Origin of the sequence: Bowmanella denitrificans, assembly GCF_039522935.1 — a bacterium.
In the GTDB taxonomy this organism is placed as follows: Bacteria; Pseudomonadota; Gammaproteobacteria; order Enterobacterales; family Alteromonadaceae; genus Bowmanella; species Bowmanella denitrificans.
This window is the reverse complement of the sequence record NZ_BAAAEI010000023.1, coordinates 284,032-307,820: the sequence shown is the minus strand read 5'-3', so window position 1 is coordinate 307,820 and position 23,789 is coordinate 284,032. Positions and strand designations below refer to the sequence as shown.

General features: G+C 44.9%; 18 protein-coding genes. 4 read left to right on the top strand and 14 right to left on the bottom strand.

What is annotated here, in order from left to right:
• Positions 1 to 6 precede the first annotated feature (6 nt).
• Positions 7 to 1,128, bottom strand: coding sequence for a non-hydrolyzing UDP-N-acetylglucosamine 2-epimerase (gene wecB / locus ABD028_RS18950; protein WP_343847029.1), 1,122 nt, complete (start codon positions 1,126 to 1,128; stop codon positions 7 to 9).
• Positions 1,129 to 1,159: 31 nt separating this feature from the next.
• Positions 1,160 to 1,402, bottom strand: a complete 243-nt coding sequence (locus tag ABD028_RS18945; RefSeq protein WP_343847028.1) for an acyl carrier protein — start codon at positions 1,400 to 1,402, stop codon at positions 1,160 to 1,162.
• 169 nt (positions 1,403 to 1,571) lie between these two features.
• On the opposite strand from ABD028_RS18945, the gene ABD028_RS18940 reads away from it, so the two are divergent.
• Positions 1,572 to 2,648 carry a polysaccharide deacetylase family protein gene (locus ABD028_RS18940; protein ID WP_343847027.1) on the top strand — a complete coding sequence of 359 codons (1,077 nt, stop codon included), beginning with the start codon at positions 1,572 to 1,574 and terminating at the stop codon, positions 2,646 to 2,648.
• On the opposite strand, the gene ABD028_RS18935 is transcribed toward ABD028_RS18940, so the two are convergent.
• The gene (locus ABD028_RS18935; protein ID WP_343847026.1) at positions 2,649 to 4,325 is read right to left on the bottom strand and encodes a GNAT family N-acetyltransferase; all 1,677 of its coding nucleotides are present in this window, start codon (positions 4,323 to 4,325) and stop codon (positions 2,649 to 2,651) included.
• Between the two features lie 251 nt (positions 4,326 to 4,576).
• Here ABD028_RS18935 and ABD028_RS18930 point away from each other — a divergent pair, with 251 nt between their 5' ends.
• Positions 4,577 to 6,280 carry an acyl-CoA ligase (AMP-forming), exosortase A system-associated gene (locus tag ABD028_RS18930; protein ID WP_343847160.1) on the top strand — a complete coding sequence of 568 codons (1,704 nt, stop codon included), beginning with the start codon at positions 4,577 to 4,579 and terminating at the stop codon, positions 6,278 to 6,280.
• Positions 6,267 to 7,508 carry a pyridoxal-dependent decarboxylase, exosortase A system-associated gene (locus ABD028_RS18925; RefSeq protein WP_343847025.1) on the top strand — a complete coding sequence of 414 codons (1,242 nt, stop codon included), beginning with the start codon at positions 6,267 to 6,269 and terminating at the stop codon, positions 7,506 to 7,508. The genes ABD028_RS18930 and ABD028_RS18925 overlap by 14 nt, the downstream gene beginning before the upstream one ends.
• A gap of 7 nt (positions 7,509 to 7,515) precedes the next feature.
• On the opposite strand, the gene ABD028_RS18920 is transcribed toward ABD028_RS18925, so the two are convergent.
• The 5 genes from ABD028_RS18920 to ABD028_RS18900 all read right to left on the bottom strand — a co-directional run bounded on the left by ABD028_RS18920 (position 7,516) and on the right by ABD028_RS18900 (position 14,303).
• On the bottom strand, positions 7,516 to 8,694 hold the full coding sequence (locus ABD028_RS18920; protein WP_343847024.1) for a hypothetical protein: 1,179 nt from the start codon (positions 8,692 to 8,694) through the stop codon (positions 7,516 to 7,518).
• Positions 8,695 to 8,703: 9 nt separating this feature from the next.
• Positions 8,704 to 10,269: an MBOAT family O-acyltransferase gene (locus tag ABD028_RS18915; RefSeq protein WP_343847023.1), complete on the bottom strand. Its 1,566-nt coding sequence runs from the start codon at positions 10,267 to 10,269 to the stop codon at positions 8,704 to 8,706.
• Between the two features lie 33 nt (positions 10,270 to 10,302).
• A complete protein-coding gene (locus ABD028_RS18910; RefSeq protein WP_343847022.1) occupies positions 10,303 to 11,151 on the bottom strand; it encodes a hydrolase 1, exosortase A system-associated in 849 nt (282 codons plus the stop codon).
• Positions 11,151 to 11,939 (bottom strand): serine aminopeptidase domain-containing protein, encoded by a 789-nt coding sequence (locus ABD028_RS18905; protein ID WP_343847021.1) that lies wholly within the window; start codon positions 11,937 to 11,939, stop codon positions 11,151 to 11,153. The genes ABD028_RS18910 and ABD028_RS18905 overlap by 1 nt, the downstream gene beginning before the upstream one ends.
• Positions 11,940 to 12,044: 105 nt before the next feature.
• Entirely contained in the window at positions 12,045 to 14,303 is a 2,259-nt protein-coding gene (locus ABD028_RS18900; protein ID WP_343847020.1) for a heparinase II/III family protein, read from the bottom strand.
• 211 nt (positions 14,304 to 14,514) lie between these two features.
• Between ABD028_RS18900 and ABD028_RS18895 the strand changes: the two genes are divergently transcribed.
• Complete coding sequence (locus tag ABD028_RS18895) at positions 14,515 to 15,840, top strand: polysaccharide lyase (protein WP_343847019.1); 1,326 nt, start codon at positions 14,515 to 14,517, stop codon at positions 15,838 to 15,840.
• Between the two features lies 1 nt (position 15,841).
• On the opposite strand, the gene ABD028_RS18890 is transcribed toward ABD028_RS18895, so the two are convergent.
• The 6 genes from ABD028_RS18890 to ABD028_RS18865 all read right to left on the bottom strand — a co-directional run bounded on the left by ABD028_RS18890 (position 15,842) and on the right by ABD028_RS18865 (position 23,784).
• Complete coding sequence (locus ABD028_RS18890; protein ID WP_343847018.1) at positions 15,842 to 17,956, bottom strand: PQQ-dependent sugar dehydrogenase; 2,115 nt, start codon at positions 17,954 to 17,956, stop codon at positions 15,842 to 15,844.
• 287 nt (positions 17,957 to 18,243) lie between these two features.
• On the bottom strand, positions 18,244 to 18,894 hold the full coding sequence (locus ABD028_RS18885) for a GNAT family N-acetyltransferase (RefSeq protein WP_343847017.1): 651 nt from the start codon (positions 18,892 to 18,894) through the stop codon (positions 18,244 to 18,246).
• Between the two features lie 16 nt (positions 18,895 to 18,910).
• Positions 18,911 to 20,077, bottom strand: coding sequence for a GNAT family N-acetyltransferase (locus ABD028_RS18880; protein ID WP_343847016.1), 1,167 nt, complete (start codon positions 20,075 to 20,077; stop codon positions 18,911 to 18,913).
• Positions 20,078 to 20,118: 41 nt separating this feature from the next.
• Positions 20,119 to 21,072 (bottom strand): polysaccharide deacetylase family protein, encoded by a 954-nt coding sequence (locus ABD028_RS18875; protein WP_343847015.1) that lies wholly within the window; start codon positions 21,070 to 21,072, stop codon positions 20,119 to 20,121.
• Between the two features lie 11 nt (positions 21,073 to 21,083).
• The gene (locus tag ABD028_RS18870) at positions 21,084 to 22,019 is read right to left on the bottom strand and encodes a polysaccharide deacetylase family protein (RefSeq protein ID WP_343847014.1); all 936 of its coding nucleotides are present in this window, start codon (positions 22,017 to 22,019) and stop codon (positions 21,084 to 21,086) included.
• Positions 22,009 to 23,784, bottom strand: coding sequence for an asparagine synthetase B family protein (locus tag ABD028_RS18865; protein WP_343847013.1), 1,776 nt, complete (start codon positions 23,782 to 23,784; stop codon positions 22,009 to 22,011). The genes ABD028_RS18870 and ABD028_RS18865 overlap by 11 nt, the downstream gene beginning before the upstream one ends.
• Positions 23,785 to 23,789 lie beyond the last annotated feature (5 nt).

Here is a 23,789-nt window from a genome sequence, read left to right as displayed (position 1 = left end):
TTTTGATTATCCTAATATGATATTAGCTATGCGTTCACAGGCTTTGCCGTCCCCATAGGGATTGTGAGCCACACTCATTTGATTATACGCTGCCATATCGTCCAGAAGTTTTGTCACTTCCGCAACGATAAGCTTGTCATCTGTGCCAACCAGTTTAACCGTACCAGCTTCCACCGCTTCAGGGCGTTCTGTGGTATCACGCATCACCAGCACCGGCTTGCCCAAAGAAGGCGCCTCTTCCTGAATGCCACCAGAGTCAGTAAGAATCAGATGCGCCCGGCTCATTAAATAAACAAAAGGTAAGTAATCCTGAGGAGCAATCAGGTGTACATGTTTAGCCCCGCCTAAAATACGTTCGACCGGCTCTTTAACGTTAGGATTCAAATGCACAGGATAGCAAATCTGCACATCGTCACGGTCAGCCAGCACTTTTAATGCCTGGCAAATGCGCTCAAAGCCACCGCCAAAGCTTTCACGGCGATGACCTGTGACCAGAATAAGTTTTTTACTGGCATCCAGAAAACCAAATTGATCAGCAAAGTTTTGACTAAGCGCAGTATCGGATTCAATCTTTTTCACCACTTGCAACAGCGCATCAATCACGGTATTGCCGGTAACATGAATATTCTGCTCGGCAACATTTTCAGCCAGCAGATTGGCTCTGGAGCCTGGAGTGGGGGCAAAATGCAGTGTGGTCAATGCGCCAGTAAGCTTGCGATTAATTTCTTCGGGCCAGGGACTGTATATATCGCCGGTACGCAGGCCGGCTTCCACATGTCCTACCGGAATGCGTTGGTAAAAGGCGGCTAGTGAAGCAGAAAATGTAGTGGTGGTATCACCATGCACCAGCACCAGGTCTGGTTTAGCTTGCTGCAACACCGATTTAAGGCCCAGCAAGGCGCGACTGGTAATATCGTAGAGGTCCTGGCCCGGCTGCATTAAATCCAGGTCATAGTCTGGTTCAAGACCAAATAACGCCAGTACCTGATCGAGCATTTGCCTGTGCTGGGCCGTTACACAGACTTTGACCTGTAACTCTTCTTGCTTCTTCAGCGCCAACACCAGCGGGGCCATTTTTATGGCTTCAGGACGAGTGCCGAAAACCAATAATATATTTTTATATTTCAAGGTGTTCCCTCATTCTAATAAGTGGCTTACTTTAAACTTTCCCTTCAACAAAACTAACCAGGGCCTTGTAATTCTCGAATACCTCTGCACTGATTTCATCATCCTCCACCTCAATTCCAAAGGTTTCTTCTATAGATGTAATAACGCTGACGACTGCCATGGAGTCAAATTCCGGAATGGCCCCTAAAAGTGGCGTTTCATCATCAAACTCCATGTCGCTGGAAAGTTGCAAAACATCAACCAAAATATCTTTAACCAGTGCTGCTGTATTCATCCTGTAACTACCTGTATTATTTAACCTAATCTTATACTGAGAAGACTACCCCCCACAGACGAGCATCAATTGTTTCATTAACTTAAACATTAGGAAACTGTTCTGAGGCCATGTGGTGCAAGATTTTTCTAGTTTGTCGGGTAGAATCACATCATAACAAGGGGATTTAGTGAAGTATCGTCTAAAGCTGGCTCTTTACTGGATATGCAAAAATCTGGGTATATTCCACCTTTCACGCGCCCTAACTCACAACAAAGCACGAATTTTGTGTTATCACGGATTCGAACTCGACGACGAATGCCAATACGTACCAGGGTTGTTCATTCGTCAAGAAGTGTTCGAACAGCGACTAACCTATTTAAAAGACAAAGGCTTTAACGTAATAACGTTGGATCAACTATGGAAAAGCTATGAGAAAGGTGAAATTGCCAAAAATTGTGTAGTAATTACCATTGATGATGGATTCTACAGTGTCTATGCCGTGGCACGACCGATTTTAACAAAGTTGCAAATGCCATCCACGCTTTATCTGACCACCTACTATTACAATAAGTCGTCACCAGTCTTTACGCTGGCCGTTAGATATTTGTTCTGGAAAAGCAAACGCGACCAGGTTGCTCTAAGTGAGCTAGATATTCCATTGGTCTCTGATATAAATCCAGAGACACCCGGCGATAGACAAAGACACTTTATCGAACTTATCTGCACCCATGGTCAACAATTAGCATGCAATCAAAAGCGTCTTGAACTTTTGTCCCAACTTGGACGATTACTGCAGGTTGACTTTGAAGACATTAATCATCGTCGTCTGTTAAACCTGATTGATGAACGCGAACTTGAAGCTTGTCGCCAGGCTGGAATTGATATTCAACTTCACACCCACCGACACCGCTTTCCGACAGAAGAAAGTGGTGCCCGCTATGAAATTGAAAAAAACAAACAGTGCCTGTCAACCATACTTGACTATGATATGACACATTTCTGTTATCCCAGTGGTGAATGGCAACATGCACACTGGGCATCTTTGCAGTCTCTGAATATCAGGACAGCAACTACATGCAAGAGTGGTCTGGTTGACATTGATACACCGCGTTACGCCTGGAACAGGATTTTGGACAGCGCCCGAGTATCACAACTGGAGTTTGAAGCTGAGATAATGGGGTTCAATGAGCTACTGCGCCGGGGAATCGGAAACCTGAGACGGCTAGTTACAGACGGCCACCAGGAGAAAAATTTCCATACATGATCATTTTCTCCAATGACGTTCAAATCCCAGGCAGGAAAACCTGAACAGTGATTCCTGGTATTCGAAACCTAGCTTCTCAATAACATGGCGTGAAACCTTATTATCTGCTCTAACAGAAATGTAAACGTACTTGGCATCAGCCAAGCGTTCTGTGTCTGCTAGCATGTGTTTAATGGTTTTTTGATATAAACCTTTCCCCCGTACTTCGGGATCAGAACAAAAGTCATACAATACAGCAGAATTGTCTGGGAAGCAGTATGAAGCGCCGATTTCAGAAACCAAGCTTTCTTTCTGGTATTTTATCATCCAGCCACAGTGTGCCAAAACACCATCAATACGGATCGAGTAGCTGACTTCACCTTGTTCAAATCGGTTAAGACATTGAGAACTGAATTGGCAAAGGTCTGGTAATCCTTGCCCCGAACGGTATGTGAGCATGTCAGCCAATTTGTTAACCGCCACGTCAGATTTTTCAGCAACTCTTGCTGCAGACTCTGGGGTATGCCGGTAAAAACGCATCTCCACCGTTCTGGGCAGCATATTACCTAACCGGGTGAAAAGCTGTCGGGGTGTGAGTTTCTTCATTGTGCTCAGCACAACTCTGACTGTGCTCGGCGAGATCCCAACATTACCTGCTAAAGATTTCATTCTGTTTAATCTAATCTGCTTAGCATTTGCAGCATCACGAGTAGCCTTGGAGGGATAGATTCTTATCTCAGTAACCTGATCATGATCGTTGGCAAAACGCTCTTTCCACAGGTCACCACCTGGCGTCAAATCGAGACAAGCAATATTGTTCTCAGCAAAGTCCCGGCTAAGTTGCATGATATGTAGCTTGCCTGGCGAATGATCTGCAAAAAACGGAGAATGAGCCAATATCGCCAGATGAATCTGGTCCCGACCAACCACGCCTATATGCGCAGCGATAGGTACGTTATCAATTAGAGTGACAGTGTTATGAAACATATTGGGATAGGATTCGAACAGATCGAGGTGAAAGGCCTTTTTTGCTGAATCCTCTAAAAATGGAAACGAATTATTATTAGCTCCTTGCCTAAGGTCGTACTGGGCAATTATTGCATCTAGATATTGTTCTAACTCTGTTCTGGTATGCAATAGTTTGAAGCTCAATTCTCCATGCTTTTTCAATCGATTGAAACGACTTTTATTACTTTTCTTGCGGAAAGAATTTTCAATTTCTTCGCTATCAATTTTCAACAATGGACGCTTGTGGGTAACAAACTCTACCACATCCTGCAACGCTCCTGTTTTAACACAATCAAGGGGAACCCTAGATGGTATGTAGCGAATACGCAGCGGCGCAATGAGCGGCTGATTTTCCAATAGCTTTTGCAGTGCCAATGAAATGAATACATCTTGATGTTCCTTTCGACATATCCAGCATTGGTACTCAGCCTGATGATCCCCAGCAACGACAAGGCGCCCACTTATATGGTGACGGGCCATAACCAGCAAAGCGCTCAATTGTCCCTGTTCATCTTCTTGTATCAGCGCAAGCGGGGAAAAGTCCTGATAATGGTTAAACCAGGTCAGGATATACTGAGGTGACTGAAATGGTGTGGCCCACTCACACAGGCTCATCAGCGTCTGCCACTTTGCCACAAATGCATTATCGCGGAGCACGCATATATCCCGTTCCAATCTTATATCAGTCATATATATCCCAGTGATATCCATGTTGTTGCGGCCCATTGTAACGAGCAATTAAGGCTGTTTAATTAAACGATTGCGCGTCGCGGCAATTGCAGCTTGCCCAATGATAGCCCATTGCCCAACTCAAGAAAATCACCTTTCTGTGAAGATATTCAACCAATTCAATCACTCACTTAGGGATAGTGAAAAAGGTTAATAAAACAGATTGTAAAAATGCCTGATAGTCTGTCACTTTGCGGACTTGCCATATTTTGATGGACAATAAGAGGGCGAATGTTCACTATTGGATGCTTGAGACAATTGTCTTTGCACGCAAGGAATTGCGGCACAATTCCACATTCGACGTTGTAGAAACTGCACAAAAAGAGTTTGATCTAGGCATGCTAATGTTTTTTGACCAACTGGTGTCTCACACCGCAAGGATTTTCCCAGACAATACAGCACTCATCCACAAACAGACGTCATTGAATTATCTTGCTTTAGATAATTGGGTTTCCGATGTTGCTCAGGGATTGGTTGCCCTGGGGGTGCGACGTGGCGACAGGGTTGCTGTTTTTTTACCCAAGCAAATGGAAACAATCGTTAGTCTATTCGCTATCAGCAGGGCCAACGGCGTATTTGTTCCTGTCAATTTCGTGCTCAAAGCCCCCCAGGTCATGCACATATTAAATGACTGTAAAGTTAAAATACTGGTGACCAGTAGAGACAGACTGAAAATGTTGTCTTCTGTGCTTGAACAGTGCCCCTCTATTGAGCATATTATCCTAGTAGACAAATTACCCGACTCAGATGTAACCTCGCTTCCAGCCAGTCTGTTTAATGACATGACGCGAAGTTCAGTGCCTAGCATTTCCAAGACAGACAACGATCTTGCGGCAATCCTCTACACCTCTGGCAGCACAGGTCGCCCCAAAGGAGTAATGCTGTCACATCGCAATTTAATTGCAGGGGCTCACAGTGTTGCCAGCTATTTGGAGAATACCGACAAAGATGTCATTCTCGCATTGTTACCACTTAGTTTTGATTACGGCCTAAGTCAGTTAACCACGAGCTTTCTTGTGGGTGCTACATGCGTGTTAATGGATTATTTTCTGGCTAACGACGTTGTCAAGACAGTTCAGTTGCACCAGGTCACAGGCCTGGCAGCGGTTCCACCGTTGTGGCAACAGTTGATGAAGGCCAAATGGCCTGAGCAAGCAACTCAGCAGTTGCGGTATTACACTAACTCTGGTGGCGCCATGCCAGCTGTCACGTTGAGGCGGATTAGAGATACTTTCCCACAAGCCGCTCCGTATTTGATGTATGGCTTAACTGAAGCATTTCGCAGCACCTACTTACCACCAGACATGGTGGATGAACGTCTTGGTTCAATGGGTAAAGCAATCCCGAATGCCGAAATCATGGTGGTCAGGCAGGACGGTAGTGAGTGTGAGCCAGGTGAGCCAGGAGAGCTAGTGCATCGCGGACCCCATGTAAGTTTGGGCTATTGGAATGATCCAACCAAAACCGCCGAGCGTTTTAAGCCTGTCCCAGGCAAACGGGATGGGTTGGTGCTGACCGAGATTGCTGTGTGGTCCGGCGATACAGTGAAAAAAGACTGCGATGGCTATCTTTACTTTGTTGGACGTACAGATGAAATGATTAAAACATCGGGCAATCGCGTCAGCCCAATGGAAATAGAGGAAGCGTTTTATCAGGGGGCCGAAGAGCTTGCTGAGGTTGTCGCCACCGGCGTACCTGATGTTGAATTAGGTCAAGCAATCGCGGTGCTGGCTGTCGTTAAAGAAGGTCTGGTACCAGACCAACATACGATTCTAAACAAGTGTAAAAAGAGCCTGCCTAATTTTATGCATCCTAAATATTTTGAGATCCGTGAAAACCTGCCTCGTAACCCAAATGGAAAGGTTGACCGCAGCCTGTTGAGTAAAGAAATGAAGGAGAAGTATGGCAATGAATAAGAGTATACCCGTTCATGCCCCAATGGTTCAGTTTGCCACGCGCGATGGACAACTACTACTCGGCGGATTCACCCTGAATGAGATTGCTGACATGCTCGGGAAACGCGTTTTTTATGCCTACGACCAACAGGTTGTAAAAGCGCAAATCGAAAAAGTCCACGCCGCCATACCTGCCCAGATTAAATTGCACTACGCCATCAAAGCCAACCCTTATCCGGCCTTAATTCATACCATGCGAAACTGGGTTGAAGGTTTTGATGTCGCGTCACAAAAAGAAATGCTGCTGGCCTTACAATCAGGCATGCCAGCTCAAGACATAAGCTTTGCCGGTCCGAGCAAGCAAGAAAACGAACTGCGCGCCGCCATTGTTGCTGGCGTAACCCTGCATGTCGAGTCAGAGCGCGAAATGGCTCGTGCATTACAATACGGCAAAGAAATCGGGCGCAAACCCATCATCGCTTTTCGTGTCAACCCGGCCTTTGAACTTAAGGCATCAGGAATGAAAATGGGTGGTGGGCCTAAACAGTTTGGCATAGACGAGGAACATCTGTTGCAAATGTTACCTGAGTTAAACTACGACGATTTCCAGTTTCGAGGATTTCATATTTTTTGGGGGTCACAAAATCTTAAGCAAGATGCCATCATTGATGCTCACAATAATACCTTTGCCCTGGCACAAAAATTGGTCAGCGCAACTCCAGCCACAACCAGCACCATAAATATTGGTGGTGGCTTTGGTATTCCCTACTTCCCAGGTGAGAGACGCTTGGATCTAGCACCTATTGGTGAAAATCTGACCCGGTTACTAAGTCAATATCCTGAGCTGGCAAAATTGGAATTAATCATCGAATTGGGCCGTTATCTGGTTGCAGAAGCTGGCGTCTATGCCTGCCAAATTACCGATATCAAGGAGTCTCGCGGACAAACATATTTGATAACCAATGGCGGATTACATCATCATCTATCTAATTCAGGTAACTTTGGTCAAGTAATCCGCAAAAATTATCCGGTTGCAATCGGCAACAAGATGAACGACCGCCTACAAGTAAAACAAGTCATGGCCGTCGGCCCTCTATGTACGCCCCTCGATACACTGGCAGATAAAGTGCACCTTAGAGACCCCCAAGAAGGGGATTGGCTGGTTGTCTTTCAATCTGGTGCCTATGGTCCTACTGCCAGCCCACAGGATTTTCTGGGACATCCACATGTGAGTGAAATCCTGCTGTAAGTTTGAATTAGTCACCGTCGATTTGCGTGCTGAATGCTTGCCAGGCGGCGGCAGATTGCAATAGTGCTTTTTGGTCCAAGATAATAATATCTCGCACCGTACTTTGCTCCATTTTCCGGGCAAAGTCGCTTGAGCTCGTTGACTTAGTTAGTGCTTTCAGCATCACCTCTCCCAATTCACTGCGGTAATGGGCTGGCTCCCAATACCATTTCATCAGTTTCCGAGGCTGGGTAAAATCCACCGGTTCCATTGTATATGAACTGAAACCACTGAAATCCCAAAGGCTGGCATGACCATCTTTATAGGGCTCGATTGTTGAGACCAGTGCCATTTTCCATTGCAAAAAACTCTGCCAATGATTGTGCTTGTTGAGCATGTGCAAGTAGGTGTAGTGGTAGGGACTAATAAAGAAAGTGACTTCTATATCTGCCAGGCGGGTTTTCTCGAGAAAGGTAGCAAACATTTTCAGACCGGGATTCTTTTCCACCTGGCCGAGATGTGACACATATCTTTTGCTTTGCAAGCTTTGTGCAATCTGCTTAAGTTTCTGACTGAACAAAGGCTTAATCCCTTCGGATTGCATAATGTTTATATATGAGTCCGCATAATGGCTGCCATAAGCACTGATATGACTGCTAGTCACATGTTGCTTAGCCATGGTTTTAATGCTGCTAAACAGTGTATCAAGAGAGAGCAACAGACTGCTTACATCTCTTGCACGTTGCTGCATCCCCCTGGGTTGCAGCAAGTTTTGCCAAATAAATTCCTGCCCCGGCCTCTCAAAATCCTCTCGGGTGTATAAAAAATCCAGATAATCCAGACTAAAAATAATCGATTCCAGCTGGGTATTTTCTTCGATTTGTTTAAGGGCTTCTCCAAATTGTCGCTCTAGGCCAATACCAGGCATACCTAAATTGAACACTCGCTTTCCATTAAAAAGTGAAGATTCAGCCTTTAGCCCCATTTCGATCCGTGAGTTACCAACTAATAACACCTGTGGTCTGACCTGAGAAACTCGATAGGGTTTTGATACATGTACCCGCTCAAAAGCTTCTGTTTTACGGGCATTTACACCATCTACAACTGGGGACCAGTACATGCCATATGGATCGACAAACCAATTGAATAAAGCCACGCAAGCAAGCAATAGCGTCAAGGTGCTGATGAAAAATGTTAAATATTTCACCTTTCCCCCTTAAAACTGAAAATACAAGAATTCGCTGACTTGTGTGAGAGTCAGCAAGCCCAATCCTAAAGCAACAGCACACAGGCATGCCCATAAGCGGGATTCTTTCCAGACCAACTGGCCGGTCAATTTGAACAAAGGCCAGAGGGCATCCTTGCGTTCATGGTCTAAGTTGGACAATGACCCTTTCACCCTACTAAACAAATCTTGAGTATTAGGCAGCATTAATACCACGGGTAGCAGAGCGGCGATCCACAACCAAACTAGTACAAAATCAACCCCACCACGAGCATTTGACTCAATACCCAACAACTGCAAGGTTGAGCCAAACTCTCCCATACGAGCGTATAATGCATTTGGAAGGCTTATCCCTTGTAAACCGACCATCGCCTCCACCAGACGAAGCGCCCCTTCTAGGGTCGTTGCCCGAAAAAATACCCAGCCAACCACCACTGCCACAAAGGTCACCAACCAGAAAAACACCTTATAAGGCACAGTCTGGCTGCATTTAAAACCCATCAGGGTAAGGAAACTAACCCATAACTGATGAATGGTCAGATAGGCGCCATGTAATGCACCCCATATAACAAAGTTCCACCCAGCCCCATGCCAAAGCCCGCCAAGCAACATAGTTGTTACCAGATTTACATAGCGTCTGCCAGGTCCCTTACGATTTCCCCCCATAGGAATATACACATAATCCCTAAGAAAGCGGGACAAGGTCATATGCCAACGTCGCCAGAACTCAGAAATATTGCAGGCTTTATAAGGAGAATAGAAGTTCAGCGGCAACACAATACCAAATATCCTAGCCAGTCCAATGGCCATATCAGAATAACCACTGAAATCAAAATATAACTGCAGCGTGTATGCAAGCACTCCGCTCCAAGCATAAAAGAAGTCCAGCATTTGACCTGTGTCTGCAGCGCTAAAGACTGGATTAGCGTATACTGCAATACCATCTGCTAAGACTGTTTTTTTGAAAAGCCCTATTGAGAAAATAGACAGTCCAACAATCAGATTATTGACATCTATTTGATAAGGTTTTGAACTCTCAAACTGAGGTAACATCTCTTTATGATGAACAATAGGGCCAGCAATGAGTTGAGGGAAAAAGGAGACAAATAATGAATAATGTAGAAAGCTGTATTCTTTGGTTATGCCTTGATAAGAGTCAACTAAGTATGCAATCTGCTGAAAGGTGAAGAATGAAATTGCCAGTGGCAATATGATTAATCCAAGATCCCATTGATTGTTGAAAACGGCATTCATGTTAGCCATGAAAAAGCCCGCATATTTGTAGTATCCCAGAACCCCTAAGTTAGTTATAACACCTAAAGTTAAAACGACCTTATTTTTATTAACCCCCAAATATCGACCAACAAAAAAATTGAACAACATGGAAAAAAGCAACAGTGGCAGATAGGCTGGATTCCAGTAACTGTAAAAAAACAGTGAAGCCAATACCAGAATACCAATAGCAGCTTCATTTCCCCAACGACGAGCACAATAAATATAAGCGCATAGAGTAAGGGGTAAAAAAACAAAAATGAATTCAAATGAATTAAACAGCACGGTTCGATTCCTTGTTTCGCACGACCTTACGATTTACATCGGTGAGCATTGTCTTTGTAATGCAACAAGGTTGATAAAATCAACTGTGAGCTGTTCTACTTGCTTTTTTGACTGTGCAGAAGAGAAAGTATGATCAGCCTCTGCCAACTTGTGTACCTGGCATTTAGCTGTGACAAAACGTTTCCATTCCTTGTCAGAGTTTGCCTGCTGCATAAATTCCTGAGCGGTGAGGTCTTTTCCACTGATAATTAAGCAAACTTTGCCATTATACTTTTTCGCGCCAACCAGCATACGATGCTGGTAATCTGTTTCGGATTGTTCAGTATTTTTCAAACTATCCTGGGCGAACTGTTTAGCTTCATTGATACTCTTTGTAAGCTTTACCTTACCCATCACCAGTTTGCGCCAGAAGTCTTTGGATAACACCCGTTGCACATAATAATACTTAAGCATTGTCTTGCCGGTTGTTGTACCAGTGCGCAACCAAGGATTGAGCAGCACCATTCCTACCACACTGGGGTCAGTTGACGCGTACATCAGCGCAGCCGAAGCGGCGTCACAAAGACCCCAGATGACGACCTGATCCACCCCCGATTTTTGACGCAAACAGTCACAGGCAGCGGCAATATCTTCGTTGATACTGTCAAATGCCTTTTTATGCCCAAAACTGTCCCCCATGCCACTGTAATCAAAACGCAGAGAACATATCCCTGCGTCTCCCAATGCCCTTGCTAGTTGAACAAACTGCCTGTGACTGCCCCCCCTATATTGAGGCCCCCCCACAATAATCAGTACAGCAACACTTTTGAGGGCCATAGGTTTATTCAATACGCCTATTAACTCTGTTTGTCCTACTGGAAAAACGACCGCAGATTCCTGCATTATGGTTCCTCCAGCAATGCAAGCATGGGCTGGTGAAGATGAGCCTGTTGGAACAATTCAGGGACCTGCCAGAATGCTGTACCCGGAAAATGTCGCAATACCAATTTGTCCTGATTCCAGTCTGATGTGGCAAGGGATATCGCAGGCAAAATAGAAGTACTTGCCACTTCCATCCAGACTACTTTTGGCAAAGATTGATTGGTTAAAGGAAATACCATGGAATCAATTGATGATAACAGCGTAGCAGTTAGCGGGTATCCAGCCACCTCAACCAGTTCACCATTCAATATTTCCTGACGCCAATCCCTCTTAGGGGCACCTTGCATCATCATGCTGGCTTGCTTGAGACGTAAAAATTGCGTCATAAATTGTCTGGCGTTAGTAACGGGTTTCCACAAGACAATCTTGCTGACAGGCAAAATCGCTTTAACGTCCTGGCAGCCCGCTAAACCGATCATCCCTCCCATTCTCAATCCCCAAAGCGAAATTTGCCGGGCGCCATTGTCAGCAAGCCAACCCACAGTATCACAAACATCCTTGATCATAGTTTCCGCATTAGTCTCAGCCAAATCGCCTTCGCTGTCACCTGTACCGAAATAGTCCAGGCAATATACAGCGTATCCATACAGCGCCAAGTATTGAGCTTGTTTTGCTACGATAGCACGGGAAAGATTCATCTCTTCAAACAAAGATGGAAGAAACAAGATCCTGTTGTCCACGGAAGCCTGACCAAATTGGGTAACGAACAGTTGTCCAGATCTGGCTTGTATAAAATGCCCTTGTAACACGTTTAATCTCGATATAGTTATTGTTGTTCGGAACAAGCTATTGTAAAAGATAGAGTAAAGGAAATGCCCTGATAAGCCAATACAATCTCCCAAAGTTGGTCTTCTTTAGTCTTGCTCAATTGGCAGTTGAAAATAACCTATTCCGTTAATCAGGGGGAAGTTTTTCTTTTTATCTTCAATATTCACTGTAATAGCATCCACCTCCTCATCAGCGACCACCAAAATGGACTTTCCTTGGTATGCTGCTGGCAACTGAACAACGTCTCTCTTGCCACTAAATATCAACACATGATTTTTCAAATTTACCAGTTTCTGCCCATCAGACGTATTGTATTGCTCAAACTCCTCGTTACCGTCACGCAGATCGAACATCACCATATGGTTAAACTGCCCTGCTTGGTCAAACTTGATATTCATCTCGAGGCGATAGCTAGGATTATCAAACCATGATTTAATTTGAGCTCCATCACTCTGGTTATCAAATCTCAAGTTATCTGGTGAAACATAATTTGCCACCGAGTAGCGATAATGCTGACCAGAAAACACTGTTCCACTGATGAACTCAGAGGTTAGATGGCGCAGCTTCCATTTCTGATTGTCAAATTCAATGGTTGCACCATGGACAAAGGTAGAAATGCCATGCTGCTGATTTCCACTCAGTACTTTCGGCTCTGAAAGCAACGGTTTCGCGCTGGTATGCAGTATAAACTTCGGAACAATTCCCTCTAACAAACCACTAGCCTGATCATGAATTACAACAACCTTCTCTGTTGGCAATAAGATAGCCATTCTGGTCAGGACGACGACTTTACGCATATCAGGTCGGTTGTAGGATTGGGCAAGGTCAAACTCGGCTACTGAAAAATGGCTATCCTGTGCGCGCATCCGCTTTAATTTTGCGCCCAACAGGGCGGGCTTCTTCTCTGAAAGGTTGTGCCAATGTGAGACCGAGCGAATAGCACTACCTGTCGGAAAAAGGATATTCTGACCACCCAAATTGACGTTCTCAGTGAAGAAGCGATTTGGACGAACAGTTTCACCAGCCAGAGGTAATAAAATAGTGTTTTTCGCCACACTGCGAATGGAATAGTTCAGTCTGCTATCTTTATAGTAGTTATTGGTATATACCGCCCCATCAAGTGCAACAGGATTCCGATTAAAAAGCGTGAAATGTCCTGCATCATAATGTTGATGATGGCTAAACAATCCGCCGCCACGTATCTGCAAAAAAAGGGAATCCGCGGACCATCCGGAGCGCATCACAACCTGATTATAGTATCCTCTCCCAAACACTTCCGTGTGCGGCAGTACTCCATTCAGAAACGATAAATCTGATGGTGTTTCAGAAGACTCGTACAAACTTGCGTCGTAGACTAGGGGGAACAACCATCTGTGACCTCTATAGTAAGACTGGGCACCGTGAAGATTGCGCAGGTATTTACTGTAATCAACAAATACCATGTTTTTCGTGAGTTTTGCCAGTAAATCAATGACCTTTGATGATTCGTCTTTGAGATCAGTGCGTGGACCTTCATCACCGATTGCTGCAATCCGGTGATCTGGCCGGGTCATATAAATTTGCCACAATCCGATGCGCTCCAGCAAAGCCAGGACCTCAGATTTCCTGGGCGCATCCGTACCATTTATATAGGCGGCGGCGGCCATAAAAAAAATCAGGGCACGATTGTTGATCCAGTAACTAAACCCGTTTGGCCACCCTTCAGTCATTTCCATCGCAGCTAAAGCCTCGTTAAAGTGCTTAAGGGCTGCATTGTGCAACGGCATATTGGGCTCACCTGTTGCCACCGCTATCAGAAAGGCGTGGCTTGCCAGTGTAAGTCGGCTATGCCATAACGAAGCCCCATCCTGCTCCAGTAATCGAATGTACTGTGAAAGTGACGCAAGAAGAGTGTGCTTCACCCCCAGTAATGAGTCACAATAGTTTGGAGTCGCTTTCAACTGGTCGTAAAGCATTGCCAGCAGCCAGGCGTCGTGTACTCCACCTGACACCTTGGGCGGAGTCGTTTCTATCTGTTTGGCCAGCAGACAAGCTGACTGGATATTGGACGCAGTGGGTTGCAATGAGATGCATGCTAACTGAGATGCCATGTCAATTTTCACACAGTAGTCCGCTTCATGGCCGAAATAGTCCCGGTATTCCCTACGTGTAATTGACGCGTTGTCCTGCCAGATGATTCGGGGGGCTGTGTCCAACAGGTTTATTTTCATCTCTTGCGCTGATACTCTGGTTTCAGCATTACTCCATTGTTGGGGAATCGAATGAATAACCAATAACACTGAACAGACAGTAAACAGGGTAGCTAGACACCAAGCTACAAATTGACTTTTTTTATTTCGAAACATTTGAGTACAGGTTCAGTTAATGGGTCAGAACTTAACTAACAGTGAGATTAGGATCCGGTTCAGCACGTTAGCACGAATACTGACTTTTTTACTATTGCTCTGCATAAACCAACCTCAAGCCAGCGTTCTAAGTTTTGACGAGTCAGCTACATATCGATTTACAAGCGAATCAGCGCTGAACAGTTGGCCAGGCCAGGATCTTCACACCTGGTTGCAGCAACAGGCCTCGAATTCAACTGAGACGATGACGGTCCGGGATCAAGATCGTGCACGCCCTTTGTTCATTGAGCTTAAAAACTTAAAACCCCAAAGGCTAATTCTTCTGGCTCTGTTCAGCCCATCCGGTACAGGAGAGTTCAAAATTGTCAGTAAGAACAAGTCATTTGCACAAGGCCCATTGTTGCAACTTAGATTTGGAGACAAGCAGTTCTTTGTCCCTGCTGATTTAGATACCTTTGTGGCCCCCTCAATAAGAAGACCAACTGGCACAATGGACCACATCATAGTCGGCAATGAGAAGATTGGCATAATCAGGTTTGTTTTACCGCCGGAGGTGCCTTTAGAGCAGAAGGCTGATGCAGCCCAACTCAATTTACAGCTTACCCAAAGACAACATGGAGACACTTCTGTTGTTGCAGTGCAGTTTGATACGCAAGACCAGAACGAGCCAATCGAAAATGGCTTTGCCAGACGCTTTTACCAAGATCAAGGAATAGGCTCTCATCCCGCAGTATTTTATGCAGATCAGTTTGACAAACTGGAGATATTGCCATTAATACAACACAAGCTGGGAATGTTGACCACGCCCTGGAGCTATCAAGATGAAGTTGATTATGTTCAACTCGATGCGGTGGAAAACAAAGCCTTGTCTCAACAACGAGCGATTCTGGCCAGATTTACCCCGAATAAAAACCTTGCGCACAATGCAGAATACAAGTTTGCCAGCCACCTTGGTAGTGAACCTGAAGAGGCATATCTCAGATATTATTTATATATTGAAGATAATGCGTTTGTTAGCGGTGGTGGAAAGTTGCCAGGCTTCAGTGGTACATATAACCGAGCCGGCTGGGGAGGACGTCGTAACGACGGCTTTAATGGCTGGTCTGCTCGGGGTACCTTTTTTGCTTCAGTGGTTGATACCAATCACTTGGCCAACCATGTGCCTATTGGCAGTTACCTATACGATGTAAGTGACAACCGTAAATATGGATACACAATACCCTGGGGCCATCAAGCATCCACATTGCAACCTGGCAAATGGCACTGCATTGAACAATTCATCAAACTAAATACCCCTGGCGTCAGTGATGGACAGCTTATTGCCTGGGTCAATGGTATTCGGGTTTACCAAAACACCTCGTTAAATTTTCGTAGTACCGAAGCCCTTAAAATAGAAAAAGTCTGGATGAATTTTTACTTTGGCGGTACTTCTCGACCTTCAACTCGTTTTGATATGTATTACGACAATGTGGTAATCGCAAGCCAATACATAGGTCCAATGGGAAAGTTAAAAACTCCCCCGTCAGAATTCGATTAATTTAGTGGACATGATGCTTTTCGGGCAGAGACTGCAAATAACGGGTGAGTTGGTCAACTTCGTCATCTTTCAGAAACCCTCCCCAAGGAGGCATCATAGGACTCATCCCCATAGCTGCACCACCTTTTTTAATAACGTCTCTTATTTCTTGCTCTGAACGGTTAAAATGGTAAAGAGGAGAGGTAAAGTCTGGCATTTTATCTACATTAAGCATCTTGGCATCCGGTCCATTGCCATCCCCTTTAATACCGTGACAACGTGCACAGTTTACTGAATACAGACTGGCGGCAATTTTTTCGTCATATCCCTCCGTATCAGTTGAACTTTTCTCAGTAACCGGCTCCTCCACATCAGCTTTATCAGCACTGACCAGCCTGAGAACATCACCACTTGCGTCGGAGGCGGCACCCAGTGTCGTGACAAGAATTTCACCAGAAGCCAATTGCGCAATTGAACTCACTCCTCTCTGTGCAAACTGATTGGCTCGGGCCAACAACGTCACTTGTTCAACTCTTTCCTGATCAGATGGCATGGAAAATATTTTCGCGGAGTAGTTGTCAGCAAAAATATAGTGATTTTCGAGACCTGGGTACAGATCCCCTTGGTTAACTACTCCGCCGATTACTGCACGATCATAGGCGGTGTGTTCATAGGTATAAACCGGCCCTTGCTCCTCCAGACCAAGTGTTTCCCAGGGTTGCTGACCACTAGGGTGATTTCCTTCAACCTGCGGAAATTGATAATGTTTACCTTTCTTCACTCGATTGATCTCTTCCCAGATAGTCGAGCCAACATCCCCCACCCAAATAGCGTCGCCATTTGGATCGAAACTGAACCGGAAGGGATTACGCAAACCTAGTGCAAAATACTCATCCATGACTCGATCATCAGAGGAAAATGGATTGTCTTTAGGTATCCAATACCCCTGACTTATACCATGAATAAATGGGACAGAAGGGGGAGCGCTCCGCTTCGAACTCATGTCAACGTCGATTCTGAGGATCCCACCACGCAGAGTCTCTTGCGATGTTTTTGCGATTTTAGGGTGAACACCTTCCCCCAGACCAATATAAAGGTAGCCATCAGGTCCAAAGGCCACCTCTCCGCCATTATGGAAACCATCATCAGTACGATCCATAGCCAGCAGTACATACTGAGAATCACTGCGAGCCTCAACATCAACAAGACTTAAATCAAAGCGTGACAGGCGATTGACTTGCTTATCTTGTGGCCGGGTATCTGTGTAATACAGGTATACAAACTGATTATCGCTACCAAAACGGGGATGGAAATCGAAGCCTAGCAAGCCGTTTTCGACCTCAACTTCGCCAAGTTGTTCGCCAATATCCAACATAACTTGAGGCTCGCCAGCTTGAGGATAGGGCATTTTCACCAGTTTCCCATGCCGCTCCAAAACATATAAAGCGTCCGACTGTCCGGGAGCCTGCCTAACCAAAACCGGTTGGTGGAAAACATGGTCGGGATAAACTCTGGAAAATCCCCAATCCGATGACTGGCTTGAATTGAACCAAATTCTGATTTGGGTGATCTGATTCGCTATATCCCGGTCCGCTACAAAAGCCTTACCAAGCGCCAACGGTAACATAAAGTAAAGTAATGCCCCCACCCCGGAAAACGTCAAAATGCGCTTAATCAAAGCAGTGAACAACAATGGTATGTGCGTCAGCCCTTTTGCTCCATCAGTTAGTAGGTGAGCAACAATATATAGAGCAACATACAAAATTGTAGAAAACAGTCCTATAGCCGCAATGAACTGAGGATCATAATTTATCGTGGTCGCAAGAAACACATATAAAGATGCACTAGTGTAAGCTATCAGGTACCAAATATATTCATCTGCAAAACGTTTGGCGTCTTGCCAGATGGGAGTGCCTTTACGCACCCCCACTAACAGTATCTGTACTGAGAATACGAGCATGAAGACCCAAAACATATTCCACATGGCACTATTACTGACGTACACGGCGGGCAAGCGCATCAGTGATGAGGGAATAATGTCATGGTTACGGGTAAAACTGTATGCACCAAACACCGATACAGTAATGACGGCCAATTGAATAACCGCGCTCAAAAACGCCCAATTCCTTTTATACATGTTCACAATCTTTATCTGTAGGGTTGAGTTAACAGCATGAATGCAGCCGACTTTTAGAATATTCCTAGTATATTGGCATCCTTGAAAATGTATACCTATTACTCATCCAACCTTAATGGTGGCTGAAGTGAAATCGAAATTGGGTATAACAGTATTTACCACACCTCATATTCTAAAACTCTGGTTAGCGCGACTGTGCCAGGGTACTGATTAATCAGTACCCCTCTCAACTCAAACATTATTTGCGCAAAAAATGTATTCGTTGTTCATCGACGCCACTCTGGCAGTCAAAGTACACCAAGACGAAGCGAGCGTGAGTCATTTTGCAGGTTAACCTGAACCAGCAACTTAGTGAGTAGCAATACGGTAGAAACTTTCCTGACTAATGTAAAACCGGATTTTTTGATACCTGCAATTGATGCGTGATTATCGGGAGAACAGGATATCAGTACCCGATCAACACCGCGTTTAACCATTTCCTCACAGCATTTTTCAATCGCAAATGGGTAGAGTCCTTTTCCTCTGCAGTCAGGTGCGGTCCAACAATTACCGATAAGAGGGCTATCACCGTCTTCACTAAGTAATTTCTTATAACGGCTTTCGAATTGGACAAAGCTAGTATGCACAAGTGATTTACCTTGTGTAATTGCCACCATGCAATCTTTCTTTCTAAGTGGTTGCCGGTAAATTTCATTCTCGGCTGCCAACGCTTTATCCACAATCCAGGCAAGCCGCACCTCGTCTACATTAACAGAATCAATAACATGCACTTCAAAGGCGTCATCCAAAGGGGGTTGCTTGCCAAACCAGTCCGCCAGATGGATTTCAAATACTAGATCACTGGAGTTGCGGATCACGCTACGTAACACGAACCGCAGGAACCCCCCCCACCCTCGTCTTTGGATCAACCCACGGCAACGCACAATAAACGCAGACATTGACTCTCTGTTCGCCTCAACTTTTGTTCGAAGAAAATTGTCTAATCAACTTCTTTAGGCGTTTTTTAACACCAAGCCGATCCAGCAAGCTAATAATAGAATCCGACCACCACTCCAGACTGGAATACAACCACACGAAGATACGATTTCTCATCGTTGCTGGCATCAGTAACATGTTGACCTCCTCTTGTTGATGGTTACCAAATCTAGCTTTATGCTCGCCATAGCCCACAGAGAAATCAAAGGTTTTGGGAACGGATGACAGCCCATACAGTTGTTCGATTACATGAAGTTGTAGTACCGAACCAACTGAATATTGCCCCCAATCAGGATCGTAGCCTACATCGATGTAGTAATAGCAGGAATGATAAATATGGCCCAACATAAATGCCACTGGTATACCATCACAGAGCAGTATATAGCTTCGCAAGCCTCCCAGCCGATTCCATTTTTGCAGCGTGTGACGCAGGCCGTTACGATCCCGCAGTCCAAGCCCCAGCAAATTCCATTGGTATGTCTTCATCGAAATACTGATGGCATAATCAAGGAAGGTTTCAATGTGCTGCGCCTCGTCACAGGTAAACAACTCAACATCGAACTCTTTCCCTAGCTTTCTGTAACTGTATTGGACACTTTTTCGAGAGCGACTACTCATTTGTTGGAAGTAGCCCTCTATACTGTCAGGGAAGTTTATTGATTGATGCATATAAGGCGCACCGAGCTGCAACGGAATACTTTCTTGAATCCCTGCAGTTACAGCAGAATAAAATGCCGATTCCAGCGGTAAACCTTCGATGGATAGCCCATCTCCTTGACCAAGTAATGCCAAAACACTTTGTACAAAGGCGTTCATGATCCGCTGTCTGGCGTCAGACTCATTACAGATTAGAACCGGCTCGGACCAGAGTTCAAAACGCTGCAGCGGATATCTATACAGCCCTACCTCTCCAAAAGATAGCTTCACTGGACGAAATTGCCGACGCAGGAAACAGTGTCCCTTGTTACCCGTTTGATCTTCGTAACCGCAGTAAATCAGATCTGAATCTAGTTTATTGTTATCCAATAACCATTGGAAATTTTGCAATGGGTCAAGTTGAATATCTTCAAACCCTAGCCTAGCTATCATACCTGCTGCCAGATCACGATTTTCAATGCTATCTATTGTTATCAGTTGCCAAGCCATGTTTTGTCCCGTTCATCAATCTGTTTAATGCACATCCCTTTTCAATACTTAAGGCGTCTGTAAGCTTGTTGTGCAATCCGCATAGAAAATTCGAAAAGATTGGAAACCAACGGTTCTTTGGGCTGTATATGGTAATCCATTCTGGTGGCATTAAACCCTTTTGTAGTAAATCTTTCCCGGTTGTTTGCCAGAAACTGACACAGCTTTTCAAACCTATCAATAACCAAAGTATCCGGTAGCAGCTTATCAGAAGTCAGACACTCAAAACTGTGCATCAGCAATACCACGGCCTGCCAGCCCTTGCGTTCGGCATCCAACAACACTCGCTTGATTTCCCCAAAAGAACATGCGGTCAGTTGTAAGTGGCGGGTATGGCCCGGATAATCCTGATAGGTTGTCATTGGCAGTTCGGCAAGACCCTCAATATTGGAAAAGTGCACTGGAGGTCGCTCTTGGCAAATATGACAATCGCGATAGGTTTCGTTATAGCTGCTATCAATCAGAATATGATTGTCTCTCAGCGCCAGCAGCGTATCATTATTGGCAGCGAAGCTTCCCGCTCTGAATGCACTTACCTGCTTACAACCATTATCCAACAACATCTGCTTGCCCTTCGCAATCAGTGTTCGTTGCTCATTCAGACTATACATGTAGAGATTCTGGCGTTTCTCTGTTACGTTCGGCAACAGCGGCTCCAGCGCTTCATCAGTCCATTCAGGGTGCAAGTGTAACTGCACTTCCTGACCAGCATTCTGGATCAGTGCAATTACCTCCTTCAAGTATGCTTCACCAAAGTGCGCCGCAAATAGCGGTTCAACAAAGAACACACTTTTCAACTTATACTTGTTGAGGACCTCTAACTGAAAGGGTAATCCATAGTGTCCCTTATCTGTTTCACCGTAAATATACTTACGGAATGCGCTGGGAAATTCACCATCAATATCATGCCAACCATTACACCAAACTTCGACATCATTTGTAATATATACGTCCATGGATCGCCTATTTATCCGGTAATGGCATTGCGCAACAGTCGCAACTGAAAACGTAAAGGTGTGCGATCCCAGGGAGTGAATCGTTGTAACAACAATGGATTGGAATGTTGATTGTTACATCCCCAATTAGTTACCACAGCACTTTTAAAACCAGCAAGTTTAACCTGTAAAATCGTGTCATCATCGAGGTCACGGCCAATCACGCCGTTGGGATAGGCGAAATGTTCCACAGGGTGTTGCAACCAGTCTTCCAGAGTCTGCTTGCTGTGATAAATTTCATTTTGCTGTTGCTCTGGTGACAATGTTTTAAGAATGGGGTGATTAACAGTGTGAGCTCCTATGGTTACCAAATTACTACGCAAGCTCCTTACCTGCTCCGGCGTCATCATCAGCGGTGCCTGTGACACAATACGATTGCGCTGATAATGCTCAGAAATCCAGTTAAGTCTTTGCTGAAAGGGAAGATACTTAACCTTTTTTAACCAATGTGAGGCCAGTTGGCGCCTTTGTGGCCACGCGCCCAACACTACCTGTTCACCTTCCAGTTCCAACACGTCTCTATCTTGATCCGAAAACATGTGAATAATTCTGTCATTCCACATGTTTTCGCCACCACTGAACCCTGTTGCCACAAACACCGTCGCCGGCACACTATACTTACGCAGAATTGGCTCAGCCACGGTCAGGTTGTTAAGATAACCGTCATCAAAGGTTACTGCCACAGCATTTCCGGGCAACGAGCCGTCTTTCAATCGACGAATCCCTTCGGTCAGTGACAGTGGCGAAAAACGCTCGCGCAAAACCTGCATATGCCAGTTGAATTGTTTAGCTGTCGGCTCGCTTGGGCGCATTGGATCAGCTGTAGCGACCACTTGATGGTAGATCAATATAGACAGCTTTCCTCTGGTTACCGCTTTGCCAAATCCCGACATAAACTTAGTCAACATGTTTTTTCAGCCATATTTCAAGCACTACCATGATCCAAATAAGCTCACCATAATAGCTAGCATGTCCTGAATAATATGTTTTTAGTGCGGTGTCGATGAAGTCCTTATTGAAAATTTTCCGGCCTTTTAGATCGTTAAGGTGCCTTTCGGCCATGTCCCGCAACTCGGAACGGTCCTTCATCCACAGACCAAAGGGTAATCCAAAGCCGTGTTTCGATTTGTTTAGTGTTTCATCAGACAAGAAACCACTAAATGACTTTTTATAGAAATCTCTCAACTTGTTGCCCGGCAACTTGATATCAGCTGGTACTTTGCAGGCAAAATCCACCAATTCCTTTTCCAACAGAGGAAATCGAACTTCTACGTCAGCTAGATCACACATTCCGGTTACTTTAACCAAATCATTGTCGGCCAGAGTAAACTTCCAATCCAGATATAAGAGTTTTTCTGTCGTCTGTGCATTTTCACACGCACTATATCGTTGACGCTTTTGCTCAGCGGGTAATTCTGGATCAATCGCCAGCAAAAAGTCATGACAGAATATCTCATCAAGGGGAAAACGTTTTAGGAAATTATACGTGTCCAGTCTTTCAGGCAACGGCGTTTCGGCCTGCTCTATATAGCTACGCCCCTTGTTAAGAGGGCCTAAGTTACCAACAAACGTATGTTTAAAAATCCCCTTAAGAACATTGCGCGCGAACCCCGGCAGGTTGTGATATATATCAAAGACTTTTTGTTTGGCATAACGCTCATTGCCGGCAAAAATTTCGTCACCTCCATCACCAGCCAACATTATCTGCACACCATGCAACCGGGCAAACTCGGCACACACCAATGCAGCCAGAGATGATGAATTGCCGAAAGGTTCACTAAAATGACCAGCAACACGCTCAAAGTTACTGGCTATTTCCTCTGGTTGCAGATAATGCACTTTGTGTTCCAACTCAAAATGTTTAGCTGTAACTTGAGCAAAGTAAGTTTCGTCAAAGCCTTTTGCTTCGAAACCAATGGAAAAGGATTTAGCCTTATCAGTGTACTTGGACAGATAGCCTGCAACGGTCGAACTGTCTAAACCTCCGCTTAAGAATGCGCCATTGTGCGCACCAATATTTCGTTTAACAGCCTGCTCCACCATTTCACGACAACGCGATTGCAATTCAACGTTGCTCATTTGACCAGATTCATAAGTTGGGGTGTAGCAATCCTCAACCTCCGAATTCAATTGTTTATCCACACTTAATTTCACCCCCGGAGGCAACTTAAATACATCCTCATAAACGGTAAAGGGCGATGGTATACAATGGAAGTACATGTAATTGAAAATGGATTGCTTTGAGAGGACGAACTCACCATGGTTTACCTCTTTAAGGGCAATCAGTGAAGTGGCCAAGTCGAATCGCTTTGCCTGATTGTTGCGATACCAAAAAAGAGGTACAGTGCCCATGTGATCATTTATAACGTTGATAGTACCGGTTTGCCTGTTGCAAATGAACGCAACGAAAAAGCCGGCCAACGCCTTATAAAGCGCTGGCCCTGTGCCAAGTTGCTCAACCAACTCAAGTAACATAGTTGCACTACCATCAGGCTCGTAATCAGCACCATAGGCTCGCAACCTACCGACCACGAGAACACTATGTCTTTCAGATTCAGCTTTCTGAGTTGCTTTGTCCAATATAAACCTGACCGAATGGTCATCTTCAATAGTCTTCCAGTTCTGTACCTCGATACCACTTTGCACTACTGAATCAGTCTCAAATCGCCACATATTTT

Coding starts and splice junctions, on each gene's coding strand:
- ABD028_RS18945 (WP_343847028.1), bottom strand. CDS start 1,402: ATGAATACAGCAGCACTGGTTAAAGATATTTTGGTTGATGTTTTGCAA.
- ABD028_RS18935 (WP_343847026.1), bottom strand. CDS start 4,325: ATGACTGATATAAGATTGGAACGGGATATATGCGTGCTCCGCGATAAT.
- ABD028_RS18930 (WP_343847160.1), top strand. CDS start 4,577: ATGGACAATAAGAGGGCGAATGTTCACTATTGGATGCTTGAGACAATT.
- ABD028_RS18925 (WP_343847025.1), top strand. CDS start 6,267: ATGGCAATGAATAAGAGTATACCCGTTCATGCCCCAATGGTTCAGTTT.
- ABD028_RS18910 (WP_343847022.1), bottom strand. CDS start 11,151: ATGCAGGAATCTGCGGTCGTTTTTCCAGTAGGACAAACAGAGTTAATA.
- ABD028_RS18900 (WP_343847020.1), bottom strand. CDS start 14,303: ATGTTTCGAAATAAAAAAAGTCAATTTGTAGCTTGGTGTCTAGCTACC.
- ABD028_RS18890 (WP_343847018.1), bottom strand. CDS start 17,956: ATGTATAAAAGGAATTGGGCGTTTTTGAGCGCGGTTATTCAATTGGCC.
- ABD028_RS18885 (WP_343847017.1), bottom strand. CDS start 18,894: ATGTCTGCGTTTATTGTGCGTTGCCGTGGGTTGATCCAAAGACGAGGG.
- ABD028_RS18880 (WP_343847016.1), bottom strand. CDS start 20,077: ATGGCTTGGCAACTGATAACAATAGATAGCATTGAAAATCGTGATCTG.
- ABD028_RS18875 (WP_343847015.1), bottom strand. CDS start 21,072: ATGGACGTATATATTACAAATGATGTCGAAGTTTGGTGTAATGGTTGG.
- ABD028_RS18870 (WP_343847014.1), bottom strand. CDS start 22,019: ATGTTGACTAAGTTTATGTCGGGATTTGGCAAAGCGGTAACCAGAGGA.
- ABD028_RS18865 (WP_343847013.1), bottom strand. CDS start 23,784: ATGTGGCGATTTGAGACTGATTCAGTAGTGCAAAGTGGTATCGAGGTA.